Origin of the sequence: Arthrobacter sp. NQ4 (assembly GCF_029077345.1) — a bacterium.
GTDB lineage: Bacteria > Actinomycetota > Actinomycetes > Actinomycetales > Micrococcaceae > Arthrobacter.
In genome coordinates this window covers 123,279-148,392 of sequence record NZ_JARETC010000008.1, presented here as the reverse complement: position 1 = coordinate 148,392, position 25,114 = coordinate 123,279, and the positions used below count along the sequence as shown (strand labels likewise).

27 protein-coding genes are annotated in these 25,114 nt (G+C 67.3%); 14 read left to right on the top strand and 13 right to left on the bottom strand.

Annotated elements, in window-relative coordinates; translation table 11 throughout:
• The first annotated feature begins 26 nt into the window (after positions 1 to 26).
• The 3 genes from PUN51_RS14635 to PUN51_RS14625 are packed head-to-tail and all read left to right on the top strand — an operon-like array spanning position 27 to position 3,154.
• Entirely contained in the window at positions 27 to 1,205 is a 1,179-nt protein-coding gene (locus PUN51_RS14635) for a Gfo/Idh/MocA family protein (protein ID WP_224024157.1), read from the top strand.
• A gap of 51 nt (positions 1,206 to 1,256) precedes the next feature.
• Positions 1,257 to 2,258, top strand: coding sequence for a sugar phosphate isomerase/epimerase family protein (locus PUN51_RS14630; protein WP_275181436.1), 1,002 nt, complete (start codon positions 1,257 to 1,259; stop codon positions 2,256 to 2,258).
• Positions 2,259 to 2,266: 8 nt separating this feature from the next.
• Positions 2,267 to 3,154 (top strand): TolB family protein, encoded by an 888-nt coding sequence (locus tag PUN51_RS14625; protein WP_224024153.1) that lies wholly within the window; start codon positions 2,267 to 2,269, stop codon positions 3,152 to 3,154.
• Between the two features lie 14 nt (positions 3,155 to 3,168).
• Here the strand turns inward: PUN51_RS14625 and PUN51_RS14620 are convergent, their stop codons facing one another.
• The 3 genes from PUN51_RS14620 to PUN51_RS14610 form a co-directional block, all read right to left on the bottom strand.
• Positions 3,169 to 4,047 carry a glycosyltransferase gene (locus PUN51_RS14620; protein WP_275181435.1) on the bottom strand — a complete coding sequence of 293 codons (879 nt, stop codon included), beginning with the start codon at positions 4,045 to 4,047 and terminating at the stop codon, positions 3,169 to 3,171.
• Positions 4,048 to 4,276: 229 nt separating this feature from the next.
• Positions 4,277 to 4,633: a hypothetical protein gene (locus tag PUN51_RS14615; RefSeq protein WP_159634592.1), complete on the bottom strand. Its 357-nt coding sequence runs from the start codon at positions 4,631 to 4,633 to the stop codon at positions 4,277 to 4,279.
• Positions 4,634 to 4,723: 90 nt separating this feature from the next.
• Positions 4,724 to 5,623, bottom strand: coding sequence for an SDR family oxidoreductase (locus tag PUN51_RS14610; protein ID WP_159634595.1), 900 nt, complete (start codon positions 5,621 to 5,623; stop codon positions 4,724 to 4,726).
• Between the two features lie 220 nt (positions 5,624 to 5,843).
• Here PUN51_RS14610 and PUN51_RS14605 point away from each other — a divergent pair, with 220 nt between their 5' ends.
• Both PUN51_RS14605 and PUN51_RS14600 read left to right on the top strand, forming a co-directional pair.
• Complete coding sequence (locus PUN51_RS14605) at positions 5,844 to 6,362, top strand: DUF6328 family protein (protein WP_159634599.1); 519 nt, start codon at positions 5,844 to 5,846, stop codon at positions 6,360 to 6,362.
• 2 nt (positions 6,363 to 6,364) lie between these two features.
• Positions 6,365 to 7,027 (top strand): DUF6766 family protein, encoded by a 663-nt coding sequence (locus tag PUN51_RS14600; RefSeq protein ID WP_159634602.1) that lies wholly within the window; start codon positions 6,365 to 6,367, stop codon positions 7,025 to 7,027.
• Positions 7,028 to 7,040: 13 nt separating this feature from the next.
• On the opposite strand, the gene PUN51_RS14595 is transcribed toward PUN51_RS14600, so the two are convergent.
• From PUN51_RS14595 to PUN51_RS14580, 4 genes are all read right to left on the bottom strand, one after another.
• Positions 7,041 to 8,165 (bottom strand): glycerate kinase, encoded by a 1,125-nt coding sequence (locus PUN51_RS14595; protein WP_224024148.1) that lies wholly within the window; start codon positions 8,163 to 8,165, stop codon positions 7,041 to 7,043.
• Between the two features lie 86 nt (positions 8,166 to 8,251).
• Entirely contained in the window at positions 8,252 to 9,061 is an 810-nt protein-coding gene (locus PUN51_RS14590) for an SDR family oxidoreductase (protein WP_159634608.1), read from the bottom strand.
• An 18-nt stretch (positions 9,062 to 9,079) separates the two neighbouring features.
• Entirely contained in the window at positions 9,080 to 9,526 is a 447-nt protein-coding gene (locus PUN51_RS14585) for a hypothetical protein (RefSeq protein WP_159634611.1), read from the bottom strand.
• A 366-nt stretch (positions 9,527 to 9,892) separates the two neighbouring features.
• Entirely contained in the window at positions 9,893 to 10,669 is a 777-nt protein-coding gene (locus PUN51_RS14580; protein WP_224027254.1) for a class I SAM-dependent methyltransferase, read from the bottom strand.
• 208 nt (positions 10,670 to 10,877) lie between these two features.
• On the opposite strand from PUN51_RS14580, the gene PUN51_RS14575 reads away from it, so the two are divergent.
• From PUN51_RS14575 to PUN51_RS14565, 3 genes are all read left to right on the top strand, one after another.
• Positions 10,878 to 12,521 carry an ATP-binding protein gene (locus tag PUN51_RS14575; protein WP_275181434.1) on the top strand — a complete coding sequence of 548 codons (1,644 nt, stop codon included), beginning with the start codon at positions 10,878 to 10,880 and terminating at the stop codon, positions 12,519 to 12,521.
• Positions 12,522 to 12,541: 20 nt separating this feature from the next.
• A complete protein-coding gene (locus tag PUN51_RS14570) occupies positions 12,542 to 14,092 on the top strand; it encodes a putative bifunctional diguanylate cyclase/phosphodiesterase (protein ID WP_275181433.1) in 1,551 nt (516 codons plus the stop codon).
• A gap of 170 nt (positions 14,093 to 14,262) precedes the next feature.
• Positions 14,263 to 15,327 (top strand): EAL domain-containing protein, encoded by a 1,065-nt coding sequence (locus tag PUN51_RS14565; RefSeq protein WP_224024142.1) that lies wholly within the window; start codon positions 14,263 to 14,265, stop codon positions 15,325 to 15,327.
• A 61-nt stretch (positions 15,328 to 15,388) separates the two neighbouring features.
• On the opposite strand, the gene PUN51_RS14560 is transcribed toward PUN51_RS14565, so the two are convergent.
• On the bottom strand, positions 15,389 to 15,625 hold the full coding sequence (locus PUN51_RS14560; protein WP_224024140.1) for a DUF6480 family protein: 237 nt from the start codon (positions 15,623 to 15,625) through the stop codon (positions 15,389 to 15,391).
• A gap of 135 nt (positions 15,626 to 15,760) precedes the next feature.
• Between PUN51_RS14560 and PUN51_RS14555 the strand changes: the two genes are divergently transcribed.
• The gene (locus PUN51_RS14555; RefSeq protein ID WP_275181432.1) at positions 15,761 to 16,120 is read left to right on the top strand and encodes a hypothetical protein; all 360 of its coding nucleotides are present in this window, start codon (positions 15,761 to 15,763) and stop codon (positions 16,118 to 16,120) included.
• Positions 16,121 to 16,168: 48 nt separating this feature from the next.
• Here PUN51_RS14555 and PUN51_RS14550 read toward each other — a convergent pair whose 3' ends face one another.
• The 4 genes from PUN51_RS14550 to PUN51_RS14535 form a co-directional block, all read right to left on the bottom strand.
• On the bottom strand, positions 16,169 to 17,008 hold the full coding sequence (locus tag PUN51_RS14550) for a glycerophosphodiester phosphodiesterase (RefSeq protein ID WP_374114953.1): 840 nt from the start codon (positions 17,006 to 17,008) through the stop codon (positions 16,169 to 16,171).
• A gap of 41 nt (positions 17,009 to 17,049) precedes the next feature.
• On the bottom strand, positions 17,050 to 17,313 hold the full coding sequence (locus PUN51_RS14545; RefSeq protein ID WP_159634626.1) for a hypothetical protein: 264 nt from the start codon (positions 17,311 to 17,313) through the stop codon (positions 17,050 to 17,052).
• Between the two features lie 125 nt (positions 17,314 to 17,438).
• On the bottom strand, positions 17,439 to 18,257 hold the full coding sequence (locus PUN51_RS14540) for an HAD family hydrolase (RefSeq protein ID WP_275181431.1): 819 nt from the start codon (positions 18,255 to 18,257) through the stop codon (positions 17,439 to 17,441).
• 9 nt (positions 18,258 to 18,266) lie between these two features.
• On the bottom strand, positions 18,267 to 19,076 hold the full coding sequence (locus PUN51_RS14535; protein WP_224024135.1) for a hypothetical protein: 810 nt from the start codon (positions 19,074 to 19,076) through the stop codon (positions 18,267 to 18,269).
• A 152-nt stretch (positions 19,077 to 19,228) separates the two neighbouring features.
• Between PUN51_RS14535 and PUN51_RS14530 the strand changes: the two genes are divergently transcribed.
• Together PUN51_RS14530 and PUN51_RS14525 are read left to right on the top strand one after the other, a co-directional pair.
• Positions 19,229 to 19,660 carry a LexA family protein gene (locus tag PUN51_RS14530; RefSeq protein ID WP_159634668.1) on the top strand — a complete coding sequence of 144 codons (432 nt, stop codon included), beginning with the start codon at positions 19,229 to 19,231 and terminating at the stop codon, positions 19,658 to 19,660.
• Positions 19,661 to 19,683: 23 nt separating this feature from the next.
• Positions 19,684 to 20,982 carry a Y-family DNA polymerase gene (locus PUN51_RS14525; RefSeq protein ID WP_275181430.1) on the top strand — a complete coding sequence of 433 codons (1,299 nt, stop codon included), beginning with the start codon at positions 19,684 to 19,686 and terminating at the stop codon, positions 20,980 to 20,982.
• Positions 20,983 to 21,088: 106 nt separating this feature from the next.
• Here the strand turns inward: PUN51_RS14525 and PUN51_RS14520 are convergent, their stop codons facing one another.
• Positions 21,089 to 21,235 (bottom strand): lmo0937 family membrane protein, encoded by a 147-nt coding sequence (locus PUN51_RS14520; RefSeq protein ID WP_159634671.1) that lies wholly within the window; start codon positions 21,233 to 21,235, stop codon positions 21,089 to 21,091.
• A 299-nt stretch (positions 21,236 to 21,534) separates the two neighbouring features.
• Here PUN51_RS14520 and PUN51_RS14515 point away from each other — a divergent pair, with 299 nt between their 5' ends.
• From PUN51_RS14515 to PUN51_RS14505, 3 genes are all read left to right on the top strand, one after another.
• On the top strand, positions 21,535 to 22,713 hold the full coding sequence (locus PUN51_RS14515; RefSeq protein WP_275181429.1) for an ABC transporter substrate-binding protein: 1,179 nt from the start codon (positions 21,535 to 21,537) through the stop codon (positions 22,711 to 22,713).
• Between the two features lie 467 nt (positions 22,714 to 23,180).
• Positions 23,181 to 23,957: a matrixin family metalloprotease gene (locus PUN51_RS14510; RefSeq protein ID WP_275181428.1), complete on the top strand. Its 777-nt coding sequence runs from the start codon at positions 23,181 to 23,183 to the stop codon at positions 23,955 to 23,957.
• Between the two features lie 133 nt (positions 23,958 to 24,090).
• A complete protein-coding gene (locus PUN51_RS14505) occupies positions 24,091 to 25,110 on the top strand; it encodes a VOC family protein (protein WP_275181427.1) in 1,020 nt (339 codons plus the stop codon).
• Positions 25,111 to 25,114: the final 4 nt, after the last annotated feature.

Genomic DNA, 25,114 nt, shown 5'->3' with positions numbered 1-25,114 from the left:
CAGCAGGAAGCACGCAGGAACGCACCATGACCGCACCCGCACACCCCTCCGAACCCCCGGCCTCCCGACCGGCTTCGCGCCCGCTGGGCGTGGCAGCCATCGGTTATGCCTTCATGGGCAAGGCCCACTCGAATGCGTGGCGGAATGTGGCCAGCTTCTTCGACGTCCCGGCCTTCGAGCAGAAAGTCCTCGTGGGCCGGGACGCCACCGCGGTCGCGGAGGCCGCGGAAAGGTATGGCTGGGCCGAATCGGCAACGGACTGGCGCACGGTGATCACCCGCGATGACATCGACATCGTGGACATCTGCGCCCCGGGCTGGATGCACGCGGAGATCGCCATCGCCGCGCTGGAGGCAGGCAAGCACGTCCTGGTGGAAAAACCCCTGGCCAACACCCTGGCCGAAGCCGAACTCATGACCGCCGCCGCAGCCAAAGCCAGGGCCCGGGGCGTGCAGTCGATGATCGGGTTCAACTACCGCCGCGTCCCGGCCCTGGCCCTCGCGAAGGAACTGATCGCCGAAGGCCGGCTGGGCACCGTCCGGCACGTCCGGGCCGCGTACCTGCAGGACTGGCTCGCGGACGCCCAGGCACCCATGACCTGGCGGCTGCGGAAGGAAACCGCCGGGTCCGGTGCCCTGGGCGACATCGCCTCCCACGCAATCGACCAGGTCCTGTTCCTCCTCGGCGACCAGGTCACCGAGGTGTCCGGGCGGCTCAACACTTTCGTGGACCAGCGCCCCGGCAAGAACGGCACCGAGGACGTCACGGTCGACGACGCCGCCTGGGCCACGCTGTCCCTCACCTCCGGGGCCATCGCCTCAGTGGAGGTCTCCCGGGTGGCCACGGGACGGAAAAACAGCCTCCAGATCGAGATTTATGGGGACAAGGGCAGCCTCCTGTTCGACCTGGAAAACCTCAACGAACTCGGCTTCCTGGACGCCACCGCCCCGGTTCGGGAACAGGGCTTCCGCCGAATCCTGGTCAACGAACCCAGCCACCCCTACCTGGAAGCCTGGTGGCCGCAGGGCCACATCATCGGCTGGGAACACACCTTCACCCACCAAATCCGCGACTTCCTCACCGCCATCAAGGACGGAACCCAGCCCTCGCCGTCGTTCGAAGAAGGACTGAACGTCCAGCACATCCTGAACGCCGTGGAGGAATCTGCCGCCAACAAAAGCACCCTCACCGTCGTCCGCCACTAACGCCTGACCCGGCAGCGCCCGCCAGTCCAGCTTTAAGCCAAGGAGCCCCGAATGCCCCGCCCGTTCACCCTGTTCACCGGCCAGTGGGCCGACCTGCCCTTCGAAGAAGTCGCGAAGCTTGCTTCCGGCTGGGGCTACGACGGCCTGGAAATCGCCGTCTCCGGCGACCACCTGGACGCCTGGCGCTGGGACGAACCCGGCTACGTCGAGTCCAAACTGGAAATCCTGGACAAGTACAACCTGAAGGTCTGGGCCATCTCCAACCACCTCAAAGGCCAGGCCGTCTGCGATGACCCCATCGACTTCCGCCACCAGGCCATCGTCGGGTCCAAGGTCTGGGGCGACGGCGACCCCGAAGGCGTCCGCCAGCGCGCCGCCGAGGAAATGAAGCACACCGCCCGGCTCGCCAAAGCCCTCGGCGTGGACACCGTCGTCGGGTTCACCGGCTCCTCCATCTGGCAGTACGTCGCCATGTTCCCGCCCGTCCCGGAAAAAGTCATCGACGCCGGCTACCAGGACTTCGCCGACCGCTGGAACCCCATCCTGGACGTCTTTGACGAATGCGGGGTCCGGTTCGCCCACGAAGTCCACCCCTCCGAAATCGCCTACGACTACTGGACCACCGTCCGCACCCTCGAAGCCATCGGCCACCGCGAAGCGTTCGGCCTGAACTGGGACCCCTCCCACATGATGTGGCAGGGCATTGACCCCGTCTCCTTCATCTGGGATTTCAAGGACCGGATCTACCACGTGGACTGCAAGGACACCAAGATCCGCCAAACCGGCCGCAACACCGTCATGGGTTCCCACCTGCCCTGGGGCGACCCCCGCCGGGGCTGGGACTTCGTCTCCGCAGGCCGCGGCGACGTCCCCTGGGAAGCCTCGTTCCGCGCCCTCGCCGCCATTGGCTACAACGGCCCCATCAGCATCGAATGGGAAGACGCCGGCATGGACCGCCTCCACGGCGCCCCCGAAGCACTGGCAGCGCTCAAGAAGTACGATTTCCCAGCCTCCCAAACCAGCTTCGACGCCGCCTTCAGCAGCAAGGACTGATCCACGCCATGCGTGCCCTGCAGCCGGGCCAGCAGTGCGAGGTCTGGATTGCCTCGGCCGGCGGCGGGCTCGAACTGGCATACGCCACCGGGAATATGCTCCTGGAGGCACCTAACTGGACGCTCGATGGCCGCGCACTGATCCTGAACGGTGACGGCCTCCTGTGGAAACTGGACCTGGCGGACGGATCCCTTGCCGGGATCCGGCTGACGGGCCTCCCGGCGCTCAATAACGACCATGTCCTGGCCCCGGACGGCGACTCCATCTTCCTGTCCGGGGAGGACGGACACATCTACCGGGCGCCCCTGGCGGGTGGACAGGCCACCAGGATCACGGACGACGACGGGTCCTTCCATTTCCTGCATGGCGTCAGTCCCGACGGCACGGAGCTCGCATATGTAGGGATTGAGGGCGGCGACTTCACACGGCCGGGGCGCCTGATGACCATAAAGTCCGACGGCGGTGCTGCCGCCAGGGTCGACGTCGGGCCCGGGCACTGCGACGGGCCCGAGTACTCGCCCGGCGGCGACTGGCTGTACCTCAATACGGAATCCTTCACCACCCTCCCCGGCCATGCCCAACTCGCCCGCGTCCGGACCGACGGAAGCCAGTTCGAGCGGCTGGTGGACAGCGCTTCCGTGGACTGGTTCCCGCATCTCTCCCCCGACGGCCGCCTGGCCGGCTACATCCGCTTCCCCGCCGGAACGCAAGGCCACCCGGCAGACCTGCCGGTCGACGTCGTCCTCGTCGCCACCACTGACTGGACCACCCCGCTCCACACCTGGCCGGTCTTCGGCGGCCAGGGCACCCTGAACGTCAACAGCTGGTCGCCGGCGTCAGACCGCTTCGCGTACGTGGCCTACCCGCTGTCCGGAGCAGCCGGGAGCGGAGCCTGAGGCCCTGACGCCTACTAGGGCGCCCCGGCGGAGTCCTGCCTGAGGACGACGTCGTGCGCCTCCACCCGCCGGTCCGTCACGGTGGTGGGCGCTTCAAGGTGGACCGCGCCGGACGGCAGGATTCCGGCCCCGCCGTACCGTTCCATCACCTGCCACTGGGCCACGACGTCCTCGCCGGCATGGTCTGCCGGAAGGCTGGTCCAGAAACGGAACCCGCCGGCGTCGCTCAACGCCTCCCTGCGGTACAGCACACAGCCGCCCAGCCACGCCACGCGGTAGGGCACCCAGTCGCCGGACTGCAGGGCCAGTTCGGCACTGAGATGGCTGAGGTTCGCGGCGTTGTGCAACGGCCAGCGCTCGAATTCCGGGCTGCCCGGGCGGATGCGCTCCGGCGCCACCGGGCTCTCCCAGGCTGAGAAGGCCGCCGTTTGTTCAGGCCGGGGATCGTCCAGGAAGGACAGCCCCTGCGGCGCCATGCCCACAAACCCGCATTGCAGCTCGGCGAGGGCCTGGCTCAGCCGCTCCAGGGCGCCGGGTTCCAGCCAAACGTCGTCGTCCAGGAACAGGCACTGCTCCGCGGTGGACTGGTCCAGCAGGAACTGCCGGTGTTCGGCCAGTCCACGCCGTGGAAGGTGGCGCAGCAGCGTCACGGTCCGGCCCTGCGCCTCGAGCACCCGCACCATCGCTGCGGGTGCCGGATGTTCCCACGCGGGCTGCCCCGCTGACTGGTCGCTGATGACGACGGCGAACGCGGGTTCCTGCTGCGCTGCCAGTCCCGCAAGGGTGACGGCCAGCTCCGCCGGCCGGTTGCACGTGGGCACCAGGACATCCACCGCCACTCTGTCCGGCCGGTCCGGCTGCCGCGCCCACTGCTCCGAAGATCTCCTGCCCACAGGTCCACCTTCCTGGCGTCGAAATTGACGCCGGCGGGCAGGAGGGGACGCCTTCTGCTGCCTGCCGGCTGATGTGGTTTCGCGTGTTCCGTACCCAGCCGGACGGGATGTATGCCACTGCAGGGGACCGCCGGAATGGGGCCGGCAGGAGGAGCCGCGGGCACGGCAAAGGCCCCCGTTTCCGCTGCCGCTGCGGGCAGGGGAAACGGAGGCCAGGGGCCAGGGTGACTTATCCGGCGTCGAAGCTTTCGTCGTCGTCGTTCGGCGACTTCTCCTGCGGAAGGTCGTTTCCGCTGCCGTCCGGAATACCCGTGGCTTCCTGCCCGGACTCCGAGGAGACCGGCGCCGACCCCTTGGAGTCATCATTCGACTCGTCGATCTCCGCCGCGCTGGAGGGGAGGTCCATGTCGTGCGGGACCGGGTTCTGGCCCGTCCCGGACTGCGGTTCGTTGGTGTCAGCGCCGGCCGACGAAGCGCCGCCGGACTGCTGGCCGCCCTGGGTGCCGGCAGCCTCCTGCTCGGCGGTGGGGGTGCCGTAGCCGCCCGGGGCCGACTCGGGTTCAGCCTGCTGGTTTTCCTGCGTCATGCTTCCTCCTGTTGTGCGTTGCCGATGTTGCTGGTCTGTTGATACTGCCCGGGCGATACAACCCCGGTACTGCCTGGAGCGCGGCGCTCCCTAGAGCCCCTTGCCGCCGGTGACGGGCAGGACTGCGCCGGAGATGTAGGAGCCGTCCCCGGACGCCAGCAGTACGTAGGCTGCGGCGAGTTCGGCGGGTTGGCCCGCGCGCTCCAGCGGCGTGTCCTGGCCGAAGGACGGGAGCTTGTCCGGCCACTCGGTGGCGGGAATCAAGGGTGTCCAGATGGGGCCGGGGGCCACCGCGTTGACCCGGATCCCCTTCGGGCCGAGCTCCTGGGCCAAGGCCTTGGTGAAGGCCACCTGCGCCGCTTTGGTCATGGCGTAGTCGATGAGCTCCGGCGACGGGTTGAAGGCCTGGATGGAGGCCGTCGTGATGATCGAAGCCCCGGCCTTCAAGTGCGGCACGGCTGCCCGCGCCGACCACAGCAGTGAATAGAGGTTGGTGCGGAAGACCCGGTCGAACTCTTCGGTGGGAAGCGTCTCCAGGCTCTCCCGGTTCTTCTGGTAGGCCGCGTTCAGCACCAGGACGTCGAGCCGCCCGAATTCGGAAACGGTTTCCTCCACGATGCGGGTGCTGAACTCCTCTTCACGGCCGTCGCCCGGAAGAAGGAGGACCCGGCGCCCGGTTTTGCGGATCCACTCCGCGGTGTCCTGCGCGTCGTCTTCCTCTTCCGGCAGGTAGGAGATGGCGACGTCGGCCCCTTCGCGGGCGAACGCGATGGCTGCGGCCTTTCCGATGCCGGAGTCGCCGCCGGTGATGAGGGCGGCCTTGCCTTCGAGCTTGCCGTGTCCTTCGTAGCTGAGCTCCCCGTGGTCCGGCTTGGGGTCCATGGGTGCCGTGAGCCCGGGCTGCTTCTGTTCCTGCTCGGGAAAGGGGCCCGAGTGGTAGCCGCCGCGCGGATCCTGCGGCTGGTCTGTCTGCTTGTCCGTGTCGCTCATGTCCGCCTGCCTGCTGTCGGTTGACCTGTGTCGATAGAGAAGGGCTCCGCCGTGCTCCGGCCCTTTGAAGCTATCCCGGGCAGCGGACCAAGTCCACCACCGCGGGTAATAATCAGTAAACTTATCAAATGTTGTAGCGGGCGCAACGGCCAGCCTTGTTTCTGGGTACGGGAGGAGTAGAAAGAAGACTTGGACCGCCGCCGGGAAGGAAGGAGCGCCGATGTCCGAAGTTGAGGACTACACGGGCCGCACGGGCCGGAACGAGACCCGCGAAGAGCAGCTGGACCGCAACTGGGCCGAACTCCTGCAGGAGTTGCGGGTGCTCCAGACCGGGGTGCAGATCCTGGCCGGCTTCCTGCTGACCCTGCCGTTCCAGCAGCGCTTTGAAAAATTGGACGACTGGGAAGTTGGCCTCTACCTCACCAATGTGGTGATTGCCGCCCTGACCACCGCCTTCATCCTCCTTCCGGTCAGCGTGCACCGGCGGCTCTTCCGGAAACGGCTGAAGGAAATGCTGGTGTCCAGCGCGGACACCATCACCAAGATTGCCCTTGGCGGCATCGCCCTGTTGAGTGCGGGAACAGCCGCCCTGGTCTTCGATGTTGCGGCAGGCCGGTCCGCCGGGGTCATGGCCGGTGGCGCGCTGCTGGGCGTCATGGTGGTGATGCTGGTCTTCGTTCCGCTTCGCCTGAACAAACGGGCCACCGGGAGGATCCTCCCGGCCAAAGATAAGGAGTGAGGATGCGTAAGTGGGCCAAAGAGCATGGGCTGCTGGTGGCTAACCTGGGCCTGTTCCTCGCGTTTTTCGTGGGGATGGTCCTCTCCGGTGCAGCGTCGTACAGCGAAGACCAGCAGGCCCATGGGGAGCCGGCGGTGTCCGTACTTCAGTTCCTGGGAACCGGCGCGTTCGTTGAGGCCACGTTCGAGAACTGGGAGTCGGAGTTCCTGCAGATGGCCATGTACGTGGTCCTCACGGTGTTCCTGTTCCAGAAGGGCTCGTCCGAGTCCAAGCCGATGGGCAGGAAGGCCCCTCAGGACCAGGACCCCCGGGAAGCGCGTATCAGCAGCGCCACCCCATGGCCGATCCGGCGTGGCGGCATGGCACTCAAGGTCTACGAGCACTCCCTGTCGATCCTGTTTTTCGTGTTGTTCCTTGCCTCGTTCCTCCTCCATGCCGCCGGCGGGGTGGACGAGTACAACCAAGACCAGCAAAGCCACGGCCAGCCCGTCATCACGTTCCTGCAGTACCTGGGCACCAGCCGCTTCTGGTTCGAGTCCTTCCAGAACTGGCAGAGCGAGTTCCTGGCCGTCGGTGTCCTGGTGGGGGCGTCGGTATACCTGCGGGAGAAGGGATCCCCGGAATCGAAGCCTGTTGCCGAGCCCCACTACGAGACCGGTGCCTGACGTTCCGCGCCGGTCAGGCCCCTTCGAGTACCTGGCTTGTTGCCCAGGCCAAGTACTTGCCGGCGTTTGCCACGGCATCTTCCGGACTCGACGCCACGTCCAGCAGCTGGGCCGCGGCCACCACGCCGTGTCCGGCGAGGTCCTCGAAAGTCACCAGGATCCTGCCGGCCACCACAATGACGGGTATGCCGCGGTCCCGGGCCGCGTTCGCGAGTGCGATCGGCGCCTTGCCGGTGAGCGACTGGGAGTCCATGGATCCTTCGCCGGTGATCACCAGGTCCGCCTGGTCCAGCTGGGTGGCCAGTCCGGTCAGCCCCGCCACCAGCGCAAAGCCGCCTTCCAGCGTGGCGTTGGTGAACGCAAGGAACGACGCCGGGAAGCCACCGGCGGCGCCGGCGCCGGGGACGTTCACGTCCCGGCCCGTTGCTTCCCGCAGCACCGACGCCCAGTTGCGGAGCCCGGCGTCGAGCATTTCCACGGCGTCCTGGTCCGCACCTTTCTGCGGGGCGAAGACGTGGGCAGCGCCGGACGGCCCGTACAGCGGGTTGCGGACGTCGACGGCGATGCGGAACGTGGTGGCGGAGAGCCTCGGGTCCAGCCCGCTTGTGTCCAGCGCCGTGACGTCGGCCAGCGAACCTCCCCCCAGGGGCACCACGTTCCCTGCTGAGTCCAGGGGTTTCAGGCCGAGGGCGCGCAGGGCGCCGCTGCCTCCGTCCGTCATGGCGGACCCGCCCAGGCCCAGGACGATCTCGGTGGCGCCGGCGTCGAGGGCCGCGGCGATCAGCTGGCCGCACCCATAGCTGTGGGCGCGCAAGGCGTTGGCCGGGATTGGCTCCATGTCGGCCAGGCCGGACGCCTGGGCCGTCTCGATCACCGCCGTGACCTTGCCGTCGCCTGCCTTGTGGATGGCCCAGGCGGCACCAAGGGGGGCGAGGATTGGCCCCACCACGGCGTTCAACCGCTCCTCATAGCCTGCCGCCACCGCCGCTTCCAGCGTGCCCTCGCCGCCGTCGGCGATGGGAAACTGGGTGGCGACGGCGTCCGGGTACACCCGGAGTGCCCCCTCAGCGATGGAGGCGGCGGCTTCAGCTGCCGTCAGGGACCCCTTGAACTTGTCCGGAGCGATAAGAATGCGCATGCGCTCCATCATGCCAGCACCACTCGGGAAAGCGCTTGCCATCTCCGCGATGCGGACTGCGCGATCCCCCAGCCGGACGGATCAGCCTAGCCCTCGCGCCATTCATTGCCGGTGAGGTGCGATCCCGCCTGCGGGCCCATCTGGAGCATGCCGCCGTCCACCACCCAGGCCGCACCCGTCACATAGCTGGAGGCCGGCGAGGCAAGGAAGGCGATGACGTCGGCGATCTCCCGCGCGTGGCCGGGCCGTCCGAGCGGCACCCCGGGCCGTGCCGTCGTCGTCGGATCCTGGTCCTCCTGCCCCGTCATGGGCGTGGCAATCTCGCCGGGGGCCACCGTGTTGGCCGTGATGCCGTACTGGCCCAGCTCCAGTGCGAGCGTTTTCATGAGGCCGCCCAGGCCATGCTTGGAGGCATCGTAGGCGGATGAACCCACGCGCGGCTGGAACTCGTGCACGCTGGACACCGCCACCAGCCGGCCGCCCTTGCCGGCCTTGACCATGCGCCGCGCCGCCGCCTGCAGGCAGACAAAGGCGCCGTTGAGGTTCGTGTCGAGGATCTTCATCCAGTCGTCGATGCCCAGATCGAGGAACTTGGTGCTGGTTCCCGTCCCCGCGTTGTTGACGAAGACGTCCAGGCCGCCCAGCTCCTCGGCGAGGTCATCGATCACGCCCGCAGCGGAGCGGAGTTCGGTGGTGTCAAGCTGGCGGACCACGGCCTTGCGCCCCAGGCTGCGGATCTCGTCGGCCGTCCCCTCCGCGCCCGCCTTGTCCGAGTGCCAGGTGACGCCCACGTCCATCCCGGCGCGGGCCAGCGCAACAGCGGTGGCCTTGCCGATTCCCGAGTCGGAGGCGGTGACGATGGCGGCAGTGGGCGCGAAGTTGCTGGTGTCGGGCATGGCGGGCCTTTCTGTAGGTCAGGCAGGGCGGCGGAGCTCGGACTCGTAGGACTCGTCACTGACGGCAGTAGAGGCCCCGTGGCCTGCCGCCTCCAGGTTTGGCCGGCCTTCGGGCACGGCCATGAGGGGCACGGCGAAGGTCACCACGGGCCTGCTGCCGGCGTCGTCAGCCGATCTGATGGTCAGGCTCCTGGTGCCCGGCGGCACGGACGGGGTGAAGACCTGCAGGTTTCGGGCCCCCACGGTGGCGGATTCCTGCAGTGTGTATTCGGTCCCGAAGTGGTCCTGGAGCACGAGCCGGGGCTCGGGGGCGTCATCCGAGGGAAGGTGGATGTTCACCACCAACCCGGAGGCCCACACCTCCACGGACAGAATGGTGAATTCGGTGGCTGGCGTGACGTGCCGTCCATAGGTGGGGGGCAGCAGCATCCGGCGGAGTTCGCCGGACGGAATGAGGTTGTTCATGGCGGTTCCTGTAGGTCTTGCGCCTGCTGCCGGTGGCGGTACCGGAGGGTAATCCGGAACCAGCCGGGCAGGGGCGCGGGTGCGGCTTGGGCGCCTTCCGGGCTGGGATTTTCCAACCGGAAGACATTCGGTGGATGCCGTCGCTGCTGTTGCTGGTAGAGGACATTCAGTGTGTCCGGGAGTCGAAGGTGCAGAACCATCCCCCCGGCTGGCGTGGCCTTCCTTTCACCTCGGGCTAACTAGTAAGTCTACTTATCATGGAGCCTCGGGATCCGGCCCGTGTCAAGGGGAAGTACGGCGGCCTGCGGACTGGCTGCGGGAATCCGGGCAAGTCTGCGGGGACGGTCAAATGGCCAGTCCCGGGGCCTAACGGCGGGGGCGGACGATCGCGTAGTACCCGGGCACCCGGTCCTGGCCGGGCACGCCGGTCACGGGGTTGGTTTCGATGGCCGTATGGCCATCTTCAAGGAGTTCCCAGGCCGGCGCCGGGAACGTCCGTTCGCGCTCTTCGGGCCCGAAGTGTCCCGGCATGGGGAGCCCGCGGATGGCCAGCTCCAACGGCGCCGGAATGCCCCGCGTGGTTGCCCCGAGGTGGGACACATACTCCACCGGATTGCCCTGGAAGTTGGTTTCCGCCATGAAGACGGTGCCGCGGTGCCCGGCCAGGAGCCGGAGGTTTTCGACCAGTGCCATCTGGTGCGCCGGGGCAAGGACGTGCAGGACGCCGCGGATGAAGACGTTGGCCCCTTCCTTGCCTGCGTTGAGGGACTCTGCCAGGGCTGCCCCGGCACCCTCCGCCGTCATGTCCCGCGCTTCGAAAGTCACGTTGCCGCTTCCCCCGCACTCCGCCCGGGCCCTGTCAACGGCGTGCGGGGAGACATCAACGCCAACCACCCGGGGGAAGACGCCTGCGAGCGCCCGGGTGAAACTGCCATGGCCGCACCCGGTATCCACCACAGGAAGCGCAGGGTCCAGGTAGCGCAGGAGGCTGTCCTTGTAGCCCAGGAACTCATGGTCGCTGCCCGAATCCCACAGGACCTCTCCCCCGGGGCCCGTGGCCGTGATTCCTGCCCAGTAGGTATCCCATGCCTGGTGCCGGTCTTTCGGCGCACCCCGCGACAACCTGACGAGCTTGGGAAGCATCAGGTACTTCTGCAGGACGGACCGCGGCGACTTCGTTGGGGAGGACACGGCTCAAATATATGTTCCATCCCTGCCAACCGGCGCAGCTTCGGCCACATTACGGCGTGCCCTGCCCGCGGGGCACGAATGTCGGGGTGGGCGCGGGCGCTCTGGACCCGTGCTGCCCCCGTCCCCCTAGAATGTACTCAACTGGGAGGAAGGGAACACTGTGACGGCTGTGCCGAGTGGCGTGCCCCTGACCCGCACCGCCGTCGTCGCCGATCCCGACGCCGGCCGCCTGGCCCGCAACGCCCAGGCACTGCGGGACGCCGGGTACGGCGTCCAGGAAGCGGCGGACGCCGCCGGCCTCGCCGCGTTGCTGGACGCAGGCCAGCCCTCCGTCGTCGTCGCCGACGCGCTTCTGTCCCCTGCCCAGTCCGCAGCCCCCGTCCTGCTGATGGTGGACCTGGACAATCCGCAGGAGGTAGCCGCAGCCAACCCGGCCGGCGTCCACGACTGCATCACCAAGCCGCCGGAGCCCAAAGAGCTGGTCCACCGCGCATCCGTCCTCATCGAGCAGGTGTCCCGGCGCCGCGCCGCCCGGCAGGAAGCCGAGGGTCTCCGTGAGCAGCTGCGCGAGGTCTCAGCCGCGGTACGCGCCACCAACGATCCCCAGGAGATCGCCAACCACGTGGTCTCCGGTTTCGGCCGGACATTCAAGGCCGACCACGTGGTGCTGGCCACCTTCGAGGACCACCGCGTCCCGGTGATCATGGCGGCCTGGCACCGGCAGGGCCTGGTGGAACTGCCCAAGGACGCCCTCCCCGGCGAGGACGAGGCCCGCGCCACGGCCGATGCGCTTTGGGCCGGGACAGAGACGCTCTCGTCGGACGGAAACGAATCCGAGCCCAGGGCCGACGAAAAGCCTGCCAGGGCCGTGGCCGGGGCGGCCTCCACGCTGGCGGTGCCCATCGGCGAAGGCAACTCCTCCCTGGGGATCATCTGGATCGCCATGATGGACCGGCCACGGACGTGGTCCAGCGCCGAACTGGGACTGATCCAGCACGTGGCCGGAAACGCCGCCTACGGACTCATCCAGAGCCACCTGATCAGCAGCCAGCAGCAGGTGGTCAAGCAGCTGCGCGAACTCGACAAGGCAAAGACGGACTTCCTGGCCACGGTGAACCACGAGCTGCGCACGCCGCTGACCTCGATCATGGCGTACCTGGACATGATCCAGGAGAGCACCGAGCACCCGGTGTCCAAGGAGGTCCACCAGATGCTGGACATCGTGGTCCGCAACACCGAACGGCTCCGGACCCTCATCGAGGACATGCTCAGCGTCTCCCGCGGCGGGCTGGACAACGCGGACATGCAGCTCGCGCCGGTGCGCCTGGGACGGACCCTGGATTTGGTTGCCGCGGCACTCCGGCCGCTGGCCACGCTGCAGAACGTCACCATCGATGTGGACCCGGTGCCGGAGGATCCGGAGATCCTGGCCGATGAGGTGCAGCTCCAGCAGGTCTTCACCAACCTCGTGTCCAATGCCATCAAGTTCACCCCCAGCGGCGGCCGGATCGAGGTGGGCAGCGAATCCCACGCCGCGGAGGACGGGTCCAAGTGGGCCATCGTGCGCATCGCCGACACCGGCATCGGCATCTCGGACGACGAAATCAACCACGTGTTCACCAGGTTCTACCGGGCCTCGAACGCGATGAACGGCGCCATCCCGGGAACAGGGCTGGGCCTTGCCATCTCCAAGGACATTGTGGACCGCCACGGCGGGCGGATCGATGTCGCTTCCACCCTGGGCACCGGGACCACCGTCACCGTCAGCCTTCCCCTCGGCACTGACCGCGTCCAGGCCAACTAGGCGCCGAAGGAGGACTGGCCATGTTTGCCAACGACGATCCCCGGCTCTCCCAGCTCCTGGAAGGCATTGTCCGGCTTGCCTCCGGCGACCTCACGTCCCGGATAGAGGTCTCCCCGGCCCGGGACGAGCTCGATGCGATCATTATGGGCACCAATCTGCTGGCCGAAGACCTGCAGGTCATCTACGAGGAACTCGAGCAGCGGGTGCAGGTCCGGACCCAGCTCCTTCACGAGGCCCACCTTGAGATGCAGAAGATGGCCATGCAGGACCCGCTGACCGGGCTGGCCAACCGGTCGGCGCTGCTCGAAGCCCTTCGCTCCGCGCTGGAAGCCCGTGCCGCGGTGGACGGCGGGGGATCCGAAGAGGGGCCGGCCATCCTGTTGATGGACCTGGACGCGTTCAAATCCATCAACGACAGCCTGGGGCACACGGCCGGGGACCAGGTCCTGGTGACCGTGGGTGAAAGGCTCCGGACCGCGGTGCGCGCCTCCGACGTCGTAGCCCGCCTGGGCGGCGATGAATTCGCCATCGTCATGCCCTCCGCATCGGCGGACCAGGCGGCGATCGTGGCGCACCGCATCCTGGCCTCCCTCAACGACCCCATCGAGCTTCCCGGCCGCAGCGTGCGCTGTGGTGCCAGCATCGGGCTCAGCGTGGGCAGCGGGGGCCAAAGCCCTGAGGACATGCTGATGGAGGCCGACGTCGCCATGTACGCCTCCAAGGCCGAAGGGCAGAACAAGCTGCACCGGTTCGAGCCCGCCCTGCTGCTGGTGCGCCGCCTCCGCAGCCAGCTGGTGGATGACCTGCGGGCCGCCATCAAGGACGATGCACTGACCCTGTACTACCAGCCGGTGGTGGAGCTTGGCACCGGTCGGATCGAAGGCGTAGAGGCACTGGTCCGGTGGAACCACCCCACCCGCGGCTTCATCATGCCTGACGAGTTCATTCCCCTTGCCGAAGAGGCGGGCCTGATCTCCGAACTTGGACTGTGGGTCCTCAGGACTGCCGTGAAGCAGCTGCGGGCCTGGATTGATGCTGCCCTGGTGGACAGCCGGTTCTCTGTGCGCATCAACATCTCCGCCACGGACCTGCAGAGCCTGCAGTTCATCGAGGACGTGCGCAACACCCTGAAGGAGACCGGCGTCAGGCCTGAACAGGTTGTGCTGGAGTTGACGGAAGTGGCGATCGTCAAAGGCAATGAGCTGGACCGGTATTCGCTGGGCGGGCTCCGCGGCCTGGGCGTGGGCATCGAAATCGACGACTTCGGGACCGGCTACTCGTCCATCAGCTACCTTCGCCGGCTGCCGGTGGACCGGGTCAAAGTGGACCGGTCACTGATCACCGGGCTGGAGAGCGACCCCAGCCAGCCCGCGCTGGTGGCGGCAGTCCTGCAGCTGGTGCGGGCGTGCGGGCTGGAAGCGGTGTGGGAGGGCGTCGAAACGGCGGAGCAGGCAGAAATCCTCCGCGGCCTGGGTTGCCGCAGCGCCCAGGGCTACTACTTCAGCCGGCCTGTTCCCCCCGACCAGATTCCGGAACTGCTGGCTGACCAGCAGGAAAGCGCTAACCAGTAACGCAAAAACTACTGCACTTTCGTGGCCGCCGTTATACGATCAGCGTGCGGTGTCTGGTTTTTCGCCGCCTCTGAAATCAGGTTGGCAGCACCGTTCTTTTATAAGGCGTTTGGAAATTTGAACATTATGGGGCCATCGGGTCATTACTTCGTCAACTGGGGGCGTTGCTAATGTCGGTTCGGGTACAGGCATGGGGAATTATCGCCGCCGTGCTGGCGGATACGGATCCTGCGGGAACCGCTGTGCGGCAGCGGCTGAGCAACAGCCTCGATGAGAATCCCGGCGTGCCGGAACGGGCCCTGCTGGAGTATCTCCTCGAGACCCGGCGCAGCGACGCCACCATGACGGACACATTGGAAGCCGCGAAGGATATGCGGCTCACGCCGCCCGCGCTCCCGCCGCAGTTTGCGGAGCAGCTGGATGCCATCCGCAGCGCGTCCCGGATCAGCACCCTGCTTGAGAACCAGATGCTGATGACCGCGTTCCAGCCCATCTACGGGCTGGAAGGAAGAACCGTGGTGGGCGCAGAGGCGCTGTCCCGGTTCGTCAGCGACGACGGCGCAGCCGCGGAGCTGTGGTTTGCCGAGGCCGCCGCGGTGGGCCTGGGCGCCAACCTCGAGTTCTCCGCGCTGGGATCGGCGGCAGCGGCCGCGAAGGACCTGCCCGAGGACCTGTACGTGTCCCTCAACATTTCCCCCACGTCCTGCCTGGACCCGCGGCTGCCGGAGCTCTTCGACCACATTGAATTGCCCATCCACCGGGTGGTGCTCGAATTGACCCAGGACATTCCCGAAGAGGAATACCTGCAATTCCTTTCCGCGATCAATCCGCTGCGGGAAAAGGGCCTGCGCATTGCCGTCGACGACACCCACACCGGCGCCGGCGCGCTGAGCCGCATGGTCCACCTGAGGCCCGACTTCCTCAAGGTGGGCCGCAACGTGATCGGCGACGTCGACAAGGACGGCCTCCAGCGTGCGCTGGCTGCATGCCTGGTGGACTTCACCGACCAGGTTGGCATCACCCTGGTGGCCGAGGGCATCGAAACGGTGGGCGAACTCAAGGTCCTCACGGAACTGGGCATCAGCGCCGGCCAGGGCTACCTGCTGGGCCGGCCGTCGGTGCGGCCCAAGGACTGGGCCAGCTGGAACACGCGCCTCGACATGGACGGCCTGGAGCGCCACCTGGCCGGGCCGGGGGAACCTCGCGCCACCACCCGGGGAACAGAGTCGTCCTGAGAACCTGACGCAGTCAGCGGGGCGGCGGGCAGCATGCGCCGCCCCGCTGCACGTCCGGGCCCTATTCGGAGTGGCCCTGGTCCCTGCTCATCTGGCCCTCCGCCGGCGGCGTCTCTCCCGGCGGGACTCCCCCGCCCGGTTCCAGGCCGGTGACATTGCCTTCCAGCGGATCCGGGTTCGGCGAGCCGGCCGCCTCCCGGCTGCGCTGCTCCGCCGGACGGGGTTGGGCGGCGCCCACCTCTTCCTTACCCGGGCGGTCGGGGTTCGCCGGGTCATTTTCCGGATGGTAAGTGCTCATAGCCTTTCCTTTCCTCTCCGGCTGCGGTTCGGTTCCCCAGCACTGGACTAATTGTAAGCATGCTGATAATTCTGGAGGAGTAGGGCCGGCACGCCGCTGGGGCGGCCGGCACGCAACGCCGGAAGGAGCAGTCACATGGGTATCGGCGACAGCATTGGCAAGGCAGCAGAAAACGCCATGGAGGACCTGGCCGGGACATCCAAGCCGACCGAGAAAACGGACGTGCCGGACCCGGCAGATCCCAACGACGACGTGGAGGTCCACTCGTCCCTGAGCGAAGGCTCAAACGCAATGGAGGCGGAGAAGCAGAAGGCGCCCGGCCTCAAAACCGGGGCTGCCCCTGGGCCGGTCTCCAACAGCCCACTGGGCGGCGACGCCGACAACGACAAGGCGCACAACAGCAGGGCGCACGGCGAGCGGGAGCAGAACGGCACAACGGACGACGCCGGCCTGGCCGGGGACGCCACGGCGCCCACCGCAACAGACCAGGGCTAGGCGCCCGGGAACAGGCCGGGGGCTAGGCAGCCGGGAGCAGGCCAGAGGCTAGGCAGCTGGGCCGGGCGCCCGGTTAGCCTGCCCGGGCTTCTCCGGCCACTGGCCTCGGGCGCGCAGCACGTCGCGGAGCAGGTCCGCCCGGTCGGTGACGATGCCGTCCACCCCCAACTGGAGGAGCCGGTGCATCTCGCCGGCATCGTTGATGGTCCACACATGAACCACCAGGTCCAGGTCATGCGCCCGCCGGATGAAACCGGTGGTGACTACAGGCACCCGCCCATAGCGGACGGGCACTTGCAGAGCATGCACGTCCCGGAGCACCCGGCGCATGAGCCACCGGAACGCCGGACGTGGAAGCGCAGGCCCCAGCAAGGTGAAGAGGGCGCTCAAGGCCACTCCGGCGGACGAAGCCACAGGCTGGCTGAGCAGTTTCAGCACCGCGCGCCGCCGGCGGTCCGAAAAGCTGGTCACCAGAACGCGGTGGTGCACCTGGTGCCGCTCGATCGCGGCAGCGGTGCTGCGGACCGAGCCCCAGTCCTTGACGTCGAGGTTCAGCCGCGCTTCGGGAAGCTGGGTGACCAGTTCGTCGAACGTGGGGATGGGCTCGCGGCCGTTGATCCGCGCCCTGGCCACGTCCGCGGCCGGAAGTTCCGCCACCCGGCCCCTGCCGTCCGTGACCCGGTCCAGGGTTTCGTCATGGAAGAGCAGCAGCACGCCGTCCGCCGTCGCGTGCACATCCGTTTCGAGGTAGCGGAAGCCGAGGTCGACGCCGGCGCGGAACGCGGCCATGGAGTTTTCCAGGCCCTCAGCCGAGAATCCTCGGTGCGCCATGGCGATGGGAAGCTGCCGCCCGGCGTCGTCAGGGTGCTCGAAGAAAGGCAGGCTCACACTGCGAGCCTACCGCCCCCACCATGAGTGGAAACCCACCGTCAGTCCAGGCAGGCGGTCTCTCCGCAGGGAAGGATGTCCACGCCGTCGCCGCAGTGCAGCAGGGTCCGCCCACGGCCGGCGTCCAGGTGGACCCATACCGCGGTGTGGTCCGCCGTGACGGTGTCCACCACGCCGCCTGCCTCGAATCCGGGCGCGAACAGGACCCGGACCCGGTCACCCTGGCGCAACTGTTTCCAGTGCGGAGCGGGCGTTGCTTTGCGCTGCGGCGCATCGGCCGCGTGCTGCCTGACGTTTCGTGCCATCGTTGCCCCCTTCGAGCCGGCGGGAGGGTGCCTGCTCTCCACGCTTCACGCTACGCAGGGAAGGTAAACGCCAGGTGAGCGCAAGCTGTGAAAATGGGGGTGCCGGGTCCAGGACAGCCCGGGCGTCAGGAAAACTGGACGCCCAGGGCAGCGAGCCGGGCCTCCAAAACCTGGGCCACGCCGTCGTCGTCAAAATGCGGCGCCTGCTGCCCGGCCGCGCGGATGGCTTCCGGATGGCCGCTGGCCATCGCGTACCCATGACCGGCCCAGCGGAGCATCTCGATGTCGTTGGGCATGTCGCCGAAGGCCACCACGTCTGCGGCGTCGATGCCCAGTGCGCGTGCGTATTCGGCAAGCGTGACGGCCTTGTTCACGCCGGGCAGCGACAGTTCCAGCATCGCAACGCCCGGGGAGGAGTGGGTGGTGGCGGCCAGGTGTTCGACGGCGGGCGCCACCTCGGCGAGGAAATCGTCCGGAGTGCCATCGCGGACGATGGCGAGGAACTTGACCACGGAGTCATCGTCCGTGAGGGTTTGCTTCAACGGCGCCGGGGTGAATTCGGCGAGAAGTTCGCTGGAGTCGTTTTCGATGAAGCCCGGTTCCAGGTGGAATCCGGTGAGCGTTTCCGCGGCGAACAGCGCAGCCGGGCGGAGCCCCTTGATGATGCGGCGGGCTTCCAGGACGGTCTCGATGGCCAGTGTGCGGGCGGAGACCAGGCGGTCCGCTTCAAGGTCCCACACGACGGCACCATTGGAGCAGATCACCCGGCCGGTGTGGCCCAGCTGTTCCTCCAGGGGGTGCAGCCAGCGGGGCGGGCGTCCGGTCACAAACACCAGTTCGACGCCGGCATCCCGGCAGGCGTGGAAGGCACGGATGGTGCGGTCACTGATTTTTCCGTCGTGTCCGAGGATCGTTCCGTCAATATCGCTTGCTACCAACCGCATCCTGCAAGTCTACGTGGGCGGTTGGCTCCCGTGCGCCGATTCCACGGACAGGAGCCGGGCGTAGTTCAGGCACATGCTTAGGCTTTCATCGGCCGGGGCGCTGGTGCCCTTGAGGACTACCGGGGCGCCGGCGGCAAGACGCTGGCCGCCGGGCATTACCAGCGTTTCAGCGTCGAAACTGGTTCCTTCGGGGAAGATCAGGGTGTAATCGTTCCCGTCGGCAGCCTGCAGGATGACGCATCCGGCCCCGTCCCTGTCCATGTGGCCCTTGAGCTCCACCTCGGGTCCCGTTGCGGACGTCTGACTGGAGCGGACCACGGCCTTCAGCCCATCCGTTCCCGGCAGCACCGTGGTGGGAGGCTTCGCGGAGGCCGGCACCAGCCGGAAGGCGTAACGGCCCTCTGCTCCGCCTTCCGGAGTCATGACGAAGTCCACTCCCCGGACGGCGAGCGCCACCTGCGTTTTGAAGATGTTCCCGTCACAGGGGACCTGCAGCGGGGGAAGGACTTCGGCGCCGGCCTGGCTGGCAAGCGAAACCTCTGCCGTCACCGGACCCTCGCAGGTGAAATGCACCTCATAGCCACCCGGTTCCGCGCCAGTGAATCCGAAGCTGACCGTGGTGTTCGAGCTGGTGGAACCGGCGAACTCGCCGGGCAACCTGGGCTGCAGTTGCTCTTGGGACCACTGGCGCATGTCTTCCACCCCGGAAGCACGCGGATCGGCGCCGGGCTGGGCGGCAGCGGTGGCCGGGGGCGGCGGCACTGGAGCCTGCCCCTCGGGTACCTCGCTGTACGCGCACCCCGCCAGTCCCGGCGTCATCGCCGCCGCAATCCACCAAAGCCGTACCAACCGCATCGTTTCCCCCAGAGCAGACAGTGGCCTGAGTCTAGTCCCCCCGAGCGGGACTGCCCGTTGTCAGCCCTCGGGGCTACACTGAAACTATCGAACATATTTTCGAATAAAGGTGTGTTGTGGGCGTTATTGTCGGTCCCCGCGTGATAGACGCGGGCGCCTCGTTGTTCTCGGTGCTGATTTCCCCGGTCGCGGTGGCGGCGGGCTTTCCGTCGCCGGCACAGGACTACTTCGACGGCCGGATCGACCTGAACGCGCACCTGATCAAGGACATCACCAGCACCTTCGTGGTCCGGGTGACGGGGGATTCCATGGAGGGTGCCGGCATCAGCGACGGGGACGAACTGATCGTCAACCGTGCCCTCGAGCCCAGGGACGGGGCCGTGGTGATCGCCGTCCTGGACGGGGAACTGACGGTCAAGCGCTTGCGCATCACCCGCACTGGCGTGGTGCTGCAGGCGGAGAACCCCAAGTACCCGGACATCCACGTGCCCGCACTGTCCGAGCTGACCATCTGGGGCGTTGCCACCAGGTGCCTGCACCATGTCTGAGCTGCCCGCGCTTGGGGACCAGCATGGCTAAGCCCGTCCACATGCGGCAGATGCCGCAGATCGCGCACGTGGACGTCAACTGCTTCTACGCCTCCGCCGAGCGCGCCTTCGACCCCTCCCTGGAAGGGCGGCCGCTGGTGGTGCTCTCCAACAATGACGGCTGCGCCGTGACCCGTTCCCCGGAAGCGAAGGCACTGGGCATCGCCACCGGCGAACCGTGGTTCAAACTCGCGCCGCGGGCCAAGGAGTGGGGCCTGGTGGCAAAATCCAGCAACTATGAGCTGTACGGCGACATCAGCTCCCGCGTAATGGAACTGCTGGGCAGGTACTCGGCCTGGCTGGAGGTCTACAGCATCGACGAGGCATTCCTGGGCGTCAAGGGCACCCCGGACGAGCTGCTGTCCCTTGGCCGGAGGATGAAAGAGGCAGTCCGGCGGCACGTGGGGGTTCCCGTGTGCGTTGGCATCGCCCCCACTAAAACCCTGGCGAAACTCTGCAATAAATGGGCCAAGAACAATCCCGCCTTTGGCGGAGTCTGCCTGTGGGAATCCGTTCCGGGTGACGTGCGGGAGGGTTTGATGTCCCGGCTTCCTGTCGATGAGATCTGGGGCATTGCCGGGCGGCTCACAAAGCGCCTCAATGTGCTGGGCATCGTCACTGTCCAGGACCTTGTCCGGGCGGATCCGGTAATGATCAGGGATAAGTTCTCGGTGGTGCTGATGCGCACGGTCCTGGAACTGCGGGGCACCCCCTGCATCCCGATGGAAGAAGAGCGCATCGGCCGCGACCAGCTGATTTTTTCCCGCTCTTTCGCCACCCCTGTGACCACCGCCGCCGGACTTCGGGAGGTGCTCAGCATCTACGGGCAGCAGGCGAGCGCCAGGCTCTCAAAGCACGGGCTGCAGGCAAAGGTCCTGACGGCGTTTGCTGCCACGTCCCCCTTCCGGGACCACGAGCAGGCGTACCCGTCTGTATGCGTCACGCTGCCCATGCCTACGGCGGATCCGCTGCTGCTCACCAGGGCGGCGCATGCGCTGCTGCCCAGTATCCGGGACGGGCTCAAATACGCCAAGGCGGGGCTGATGCTCACCGACCTGCGGCCCACGGGAAACCAGCCGCCCCTGGAGCCCTTCGAGAACCGGCATGAGGAACGCGGCATCGGGCCGCTGCTTGAGGATGTGAGCCGCCGCTTCGGGCGGGGCACCATCGGGCTGGGGCACGCGGGCATCAGGTCCGGGCTGGACTGGACCATGAAACGTGACATGCGCTCGCCCCGCTATACAACGCACTGGGACGAGCTGCCCTTGGTCAAGGCGGCGTGAGGGGTCAGGCGCCTGAAGAGCTCAAGGCGGCCTGGGGCTGCAAGGCGGCCTGGGGCCGACGGTTCCCGCCGCCGGACGCTGGGCCGGCGGCGGGGACGCGGGGTTGCTAGACGCGGGACCTGCCACGGACGAAGTGGAAGATCAGGACCACCACTGCGACAACCAACAGAATGTGGATCAGGCCGCCGCCAATGTTCGCGAGCAATCCGAGAAGCCAGAGAACGGCGATGATGATGGCAATCCAAAGCAACATGAGAGTCTCCTTGATTAGTTTTACAAAATCCCCATGCCGTGCACGTACCCACAATGCGGCACGCGAATCACGGCCCGCACCTGCTGATGGCGTCGAAGGCCGCCGTTGCGTCCCGGCGTCGAACAGGGCCTCCTCCGCCGGACCTCCGAACAGCGTCCCCGCACGACGATTTTTGACGCCGCACTACGCCGCGTTGAGCGTTCGCGTCGCCGCATGAACGCCCGCTACGGGGTTGATTGTGGGGCCGCTGGGCGCTCCGTAATCTCGTCTCAGCATCCACCCCAGCAAAGGATTTCCCCATGGCAAACCAGCAGGACAAAAGTCCGGAAGACCAGCACGGCTCCACCCGCATCGTCGCCGGGCAGCCCGCCAAGCCCACACGCCCGCTCGGCCTGAGGATCGGAATCGCGGCAGCCGTCCTGGCCCTCATCGGTGGGGGCGCCGCCGTCGCGTCCGCCGTGAACAGCGGGACACCGGCAGCCTCGCAGGAGGCTGCCCCGTCAGGCAACCCCGCGGCCGAACTGAAGCTCGGCTACTTTGGAAACGTCACGCATGCCCCGGCCCTCGTGGGCGTCAGCAAAGGCTTCATCAAGGATGAACTCGGCAGCACCAGGCTCAGCACCCAGGTGTTCAACGCCGGCCCGGCAGCCATCGAAGCCCTGAACGCAGGGGCCATCGACGCCACCTACATTGGGCCGAACCCGGCCATCAACTCCTTCGTGAAGAGCCAGGGCCAGTCGATCAACATCATCGCCGGCGCCGCAGCCGGCGGGGCGCAGCTGGTGGTCAAGCCGGACATCACCTCCGCCGCCGACCTCCGGGGCAAGACGCTCGCCTCCCCGCAGCTGGGCGGCACCCAGGACGTGGCCCTGCGCGCCTGGCTCTCCTCCCAGGGGTACAAGACCGGGGTGGACGGCAGCGGTGACGTGGCCATCAACCCCACGGAGAACGCCCAGACCCTCAAGCTGTTCCAGGACGGAAAGCTCGACGGCGCGTGGTTGCCTGAGCCGTGGGCGTCACGCCTGGTGCTGAATGCCGGCGCGAAGGTGCTGGTGGACGAAAAGGACCTGTGGGACGGTTCGCTGTCCGGCAAGCCGGGCGAGTTCCCCACCACCATCCTGATCGTGAACCAGAAGTTCGCGGCCGACCACCCGGACACCGTCAAGGCACTCCTGAAGGGCCACGCGAAGTCGGTCGAATGGCTCAACAGCGCTTCAGCCGGCGACAAGGCCACCGTCATCAATGCAGCCCTCAAGGAAGCAGCCGGCGCCGAACTGAAGGCGGATGTCATTGACCGCTCCCTGAAGAACATCGTCTTCACCGTTGACCCGCTGGCCGGAACCTACCAGAAGCTCCTGGCCGACGGCGTGACCGCAGGCACCACCAAGCAGGCCGACATCAACGGCATCTTCGACCTGCGCGCCCTCAACAGCGTCTCCAACGGAAAGACCTCCGCCGCCGGCCTCGGCAAGGAGTAAAGCCTCATCGATTGCTCCGTAAACGCCCTTTTGACCCCTCATAACGGCGTCTACGGAGCAATCGATGTGGCCTCGGGCCTCCACTTCGGCCCCGGAGCGGCCTGCATCCGGGGCCGCCTTTCTTGCTCAAATCCTGCGCCTTTCCCGCGGCAAGGCCGGGCAGCCCGCCCCTAGGCTGGGAGGGTTGGCCGGCGGGCGGCAGGAATCAGGGGGTGCCGGTGCACGGCTTCGGGAATGACGATAAGTCTCATCGGGACATGCCCGGCGGGTTCGCGCCGCCAAACGTCCGGCGCTCCCCCAGTGGACGCATCCCGCAATGGGCCATCGATGAAGCGTACGGACGGGCGGAGGCTCCTTCGCCCTGGCGCAGTGCTGAAGCCGGTCAAGGGCGGCGGAAGAAGTTCCGGAGCAGGGCGGGAAAAGAAGGGTTCCGGTCGAAGCGGACCGCCCCGTTGGGGACGATCCGGTTGCGGACAGTCCTTGGGATCGCCCTGGTGGTCTGCCTGTACTTCGCGCCGACACTGTTCGACCGCGTGGTTCTTCCCGCCGCAGCCCCCTACCTGCCCGGGGCGAAAATGCCGCCGCCGGGGCATGAGGCAGCCTCCGCACCCCTGGGCACGCCACCCGCAAGTACGGGCTCCGCTGCCTTTGTGCTGCAGGAGTCGCCGAAAGAGGGCCAGCGGCTGGTCGCGTACGATCCGTGCCGCCCGGTCCATTACGTTGTCCGGCCGGACAACGCGCTGCCGGGTGGCGATGTCCTGGTCCGGGAGGCAGTGGCAGCAGTCTCCCAGGCCTCCGGCCTGCAGTTTGTCTATGACGGACCCACCACGGAAGCGCCGTCGGATGACCGGTCCGCTTTCCAGCCGGACCGCTACGGAAAGCGGTGGGTACCGGTACTCATCGCCTGGTCAACGCCCGCGGAAACGCCGGGCCTTGCCGGGAATGTTGCCGGCCTTGGCGGGAGCGGTTACGTGGAGGCCGCCGGGCAGCCGCTGGTCCTCGAAGCCGGCCAGGTGCGCCTTGATGCCCCTGACCTTGCCGGCATCATCGCCAGCCGCCCGGACGGCGCGGCGGAGGTGCGCGCCATCATCATGCACGAACTGGCACACGTGCTGGGCCTGGACCACGTGAATGATCCGACGCAACTGATGTACGCGGAAAACATGGGCGTCAGGAACTTCGCTGCGGGTGACCTCGCCGGACTCGCCCTGCTGGGCAGCGGTCCCTGCGTCCCGCAGCTCTAGGACCTCCCAGATATAAGCGTGACGAATATCTGATATCGAAAAGCTCGTCTTCCCCAAATATATGAAGTACTTCACAGTGGTTACCAGGACCTGCACCGACCAACCCGCAGCCACTAACCAGAAGGACTTCACCGTGGAAACTCCCCTCTCCCATCTTGCCCACCTCGAGATCACCAGCCCGGACGTCGAAGCTTCGGCCCGGTTCTACGAGGACAAGTTCGGCATGCGCATCATCGACCGTGTGGACGGCAACGTCTACCTCCGCTGCTGGGGCGACTACTACCGCTACAGCCTGGTCATCACCGAAGGCCCCGAAGCCTCGCTGGGCCGGATGGCATGGCGCACCAACTCGCAGGAGGCGCTTGAATCCGCCGCACAGCGCATCGAAGCGACGGGCGTGCAGGGCACCTGGACCGCCGGCGGCCATGGCTTTGGCAAGGCCTACGAGTTCACCGGCCCCTACGGCCACCACATGCGCCTCTTCTACGACGTGGACAAGTTCGTAGCCGAGGCCGGGTTCGAGTCGACCTACCCGGACCGTCCCGAGCGCCGCAGCAACCACGCCGCTGCCCCCCGCTTCCTGGATCACGTCACCGTCGCCTGCTCCGACGTCCGCGGCTTCGCCAAGTGGTACAACGAGGCCCTGGGCTTCCGCGTCATGGCCTTCGTGGACCTGGACGAAGCCCCCATCACGGTCTTCTCCGTCCTCACCACCAATGAGAAGTCCCACGACTTGGGCGTGGTGGCCGACACCTCCGGCCGCCCGGGCCGCGTGAACCACATCGCGTTCTGGGTGGACACCACCGAGGACCTGCTCCGCACCGCGGACGTCATGATGGAACACGGCACCCCGATGGAATACGGCCCCTCCATCCACGGCGTGGGCGAGCAGAACTTCCTGTACTTCCGTGAGCCGTCAGGGCTGCGCGTCGAGCTCAACTCCGGCGGCTACCGCAACTATGTCCCGGACTGGGAGGCCAACACCTGGAAGCCGTCCGAGGGCTCCAACAACTTCTACAAGAACGGCGCCATGCCGCACTCCATGACGGAGTCCTTCCCGCCGGCAGAAGGCTTCACCGCCACCGAGGAAGGTGCCTCGCCCGAGATGAAGGAAGCCCTCCTGAACCCTTACGCCAAGCACGGCCGGGGCTAGGGCC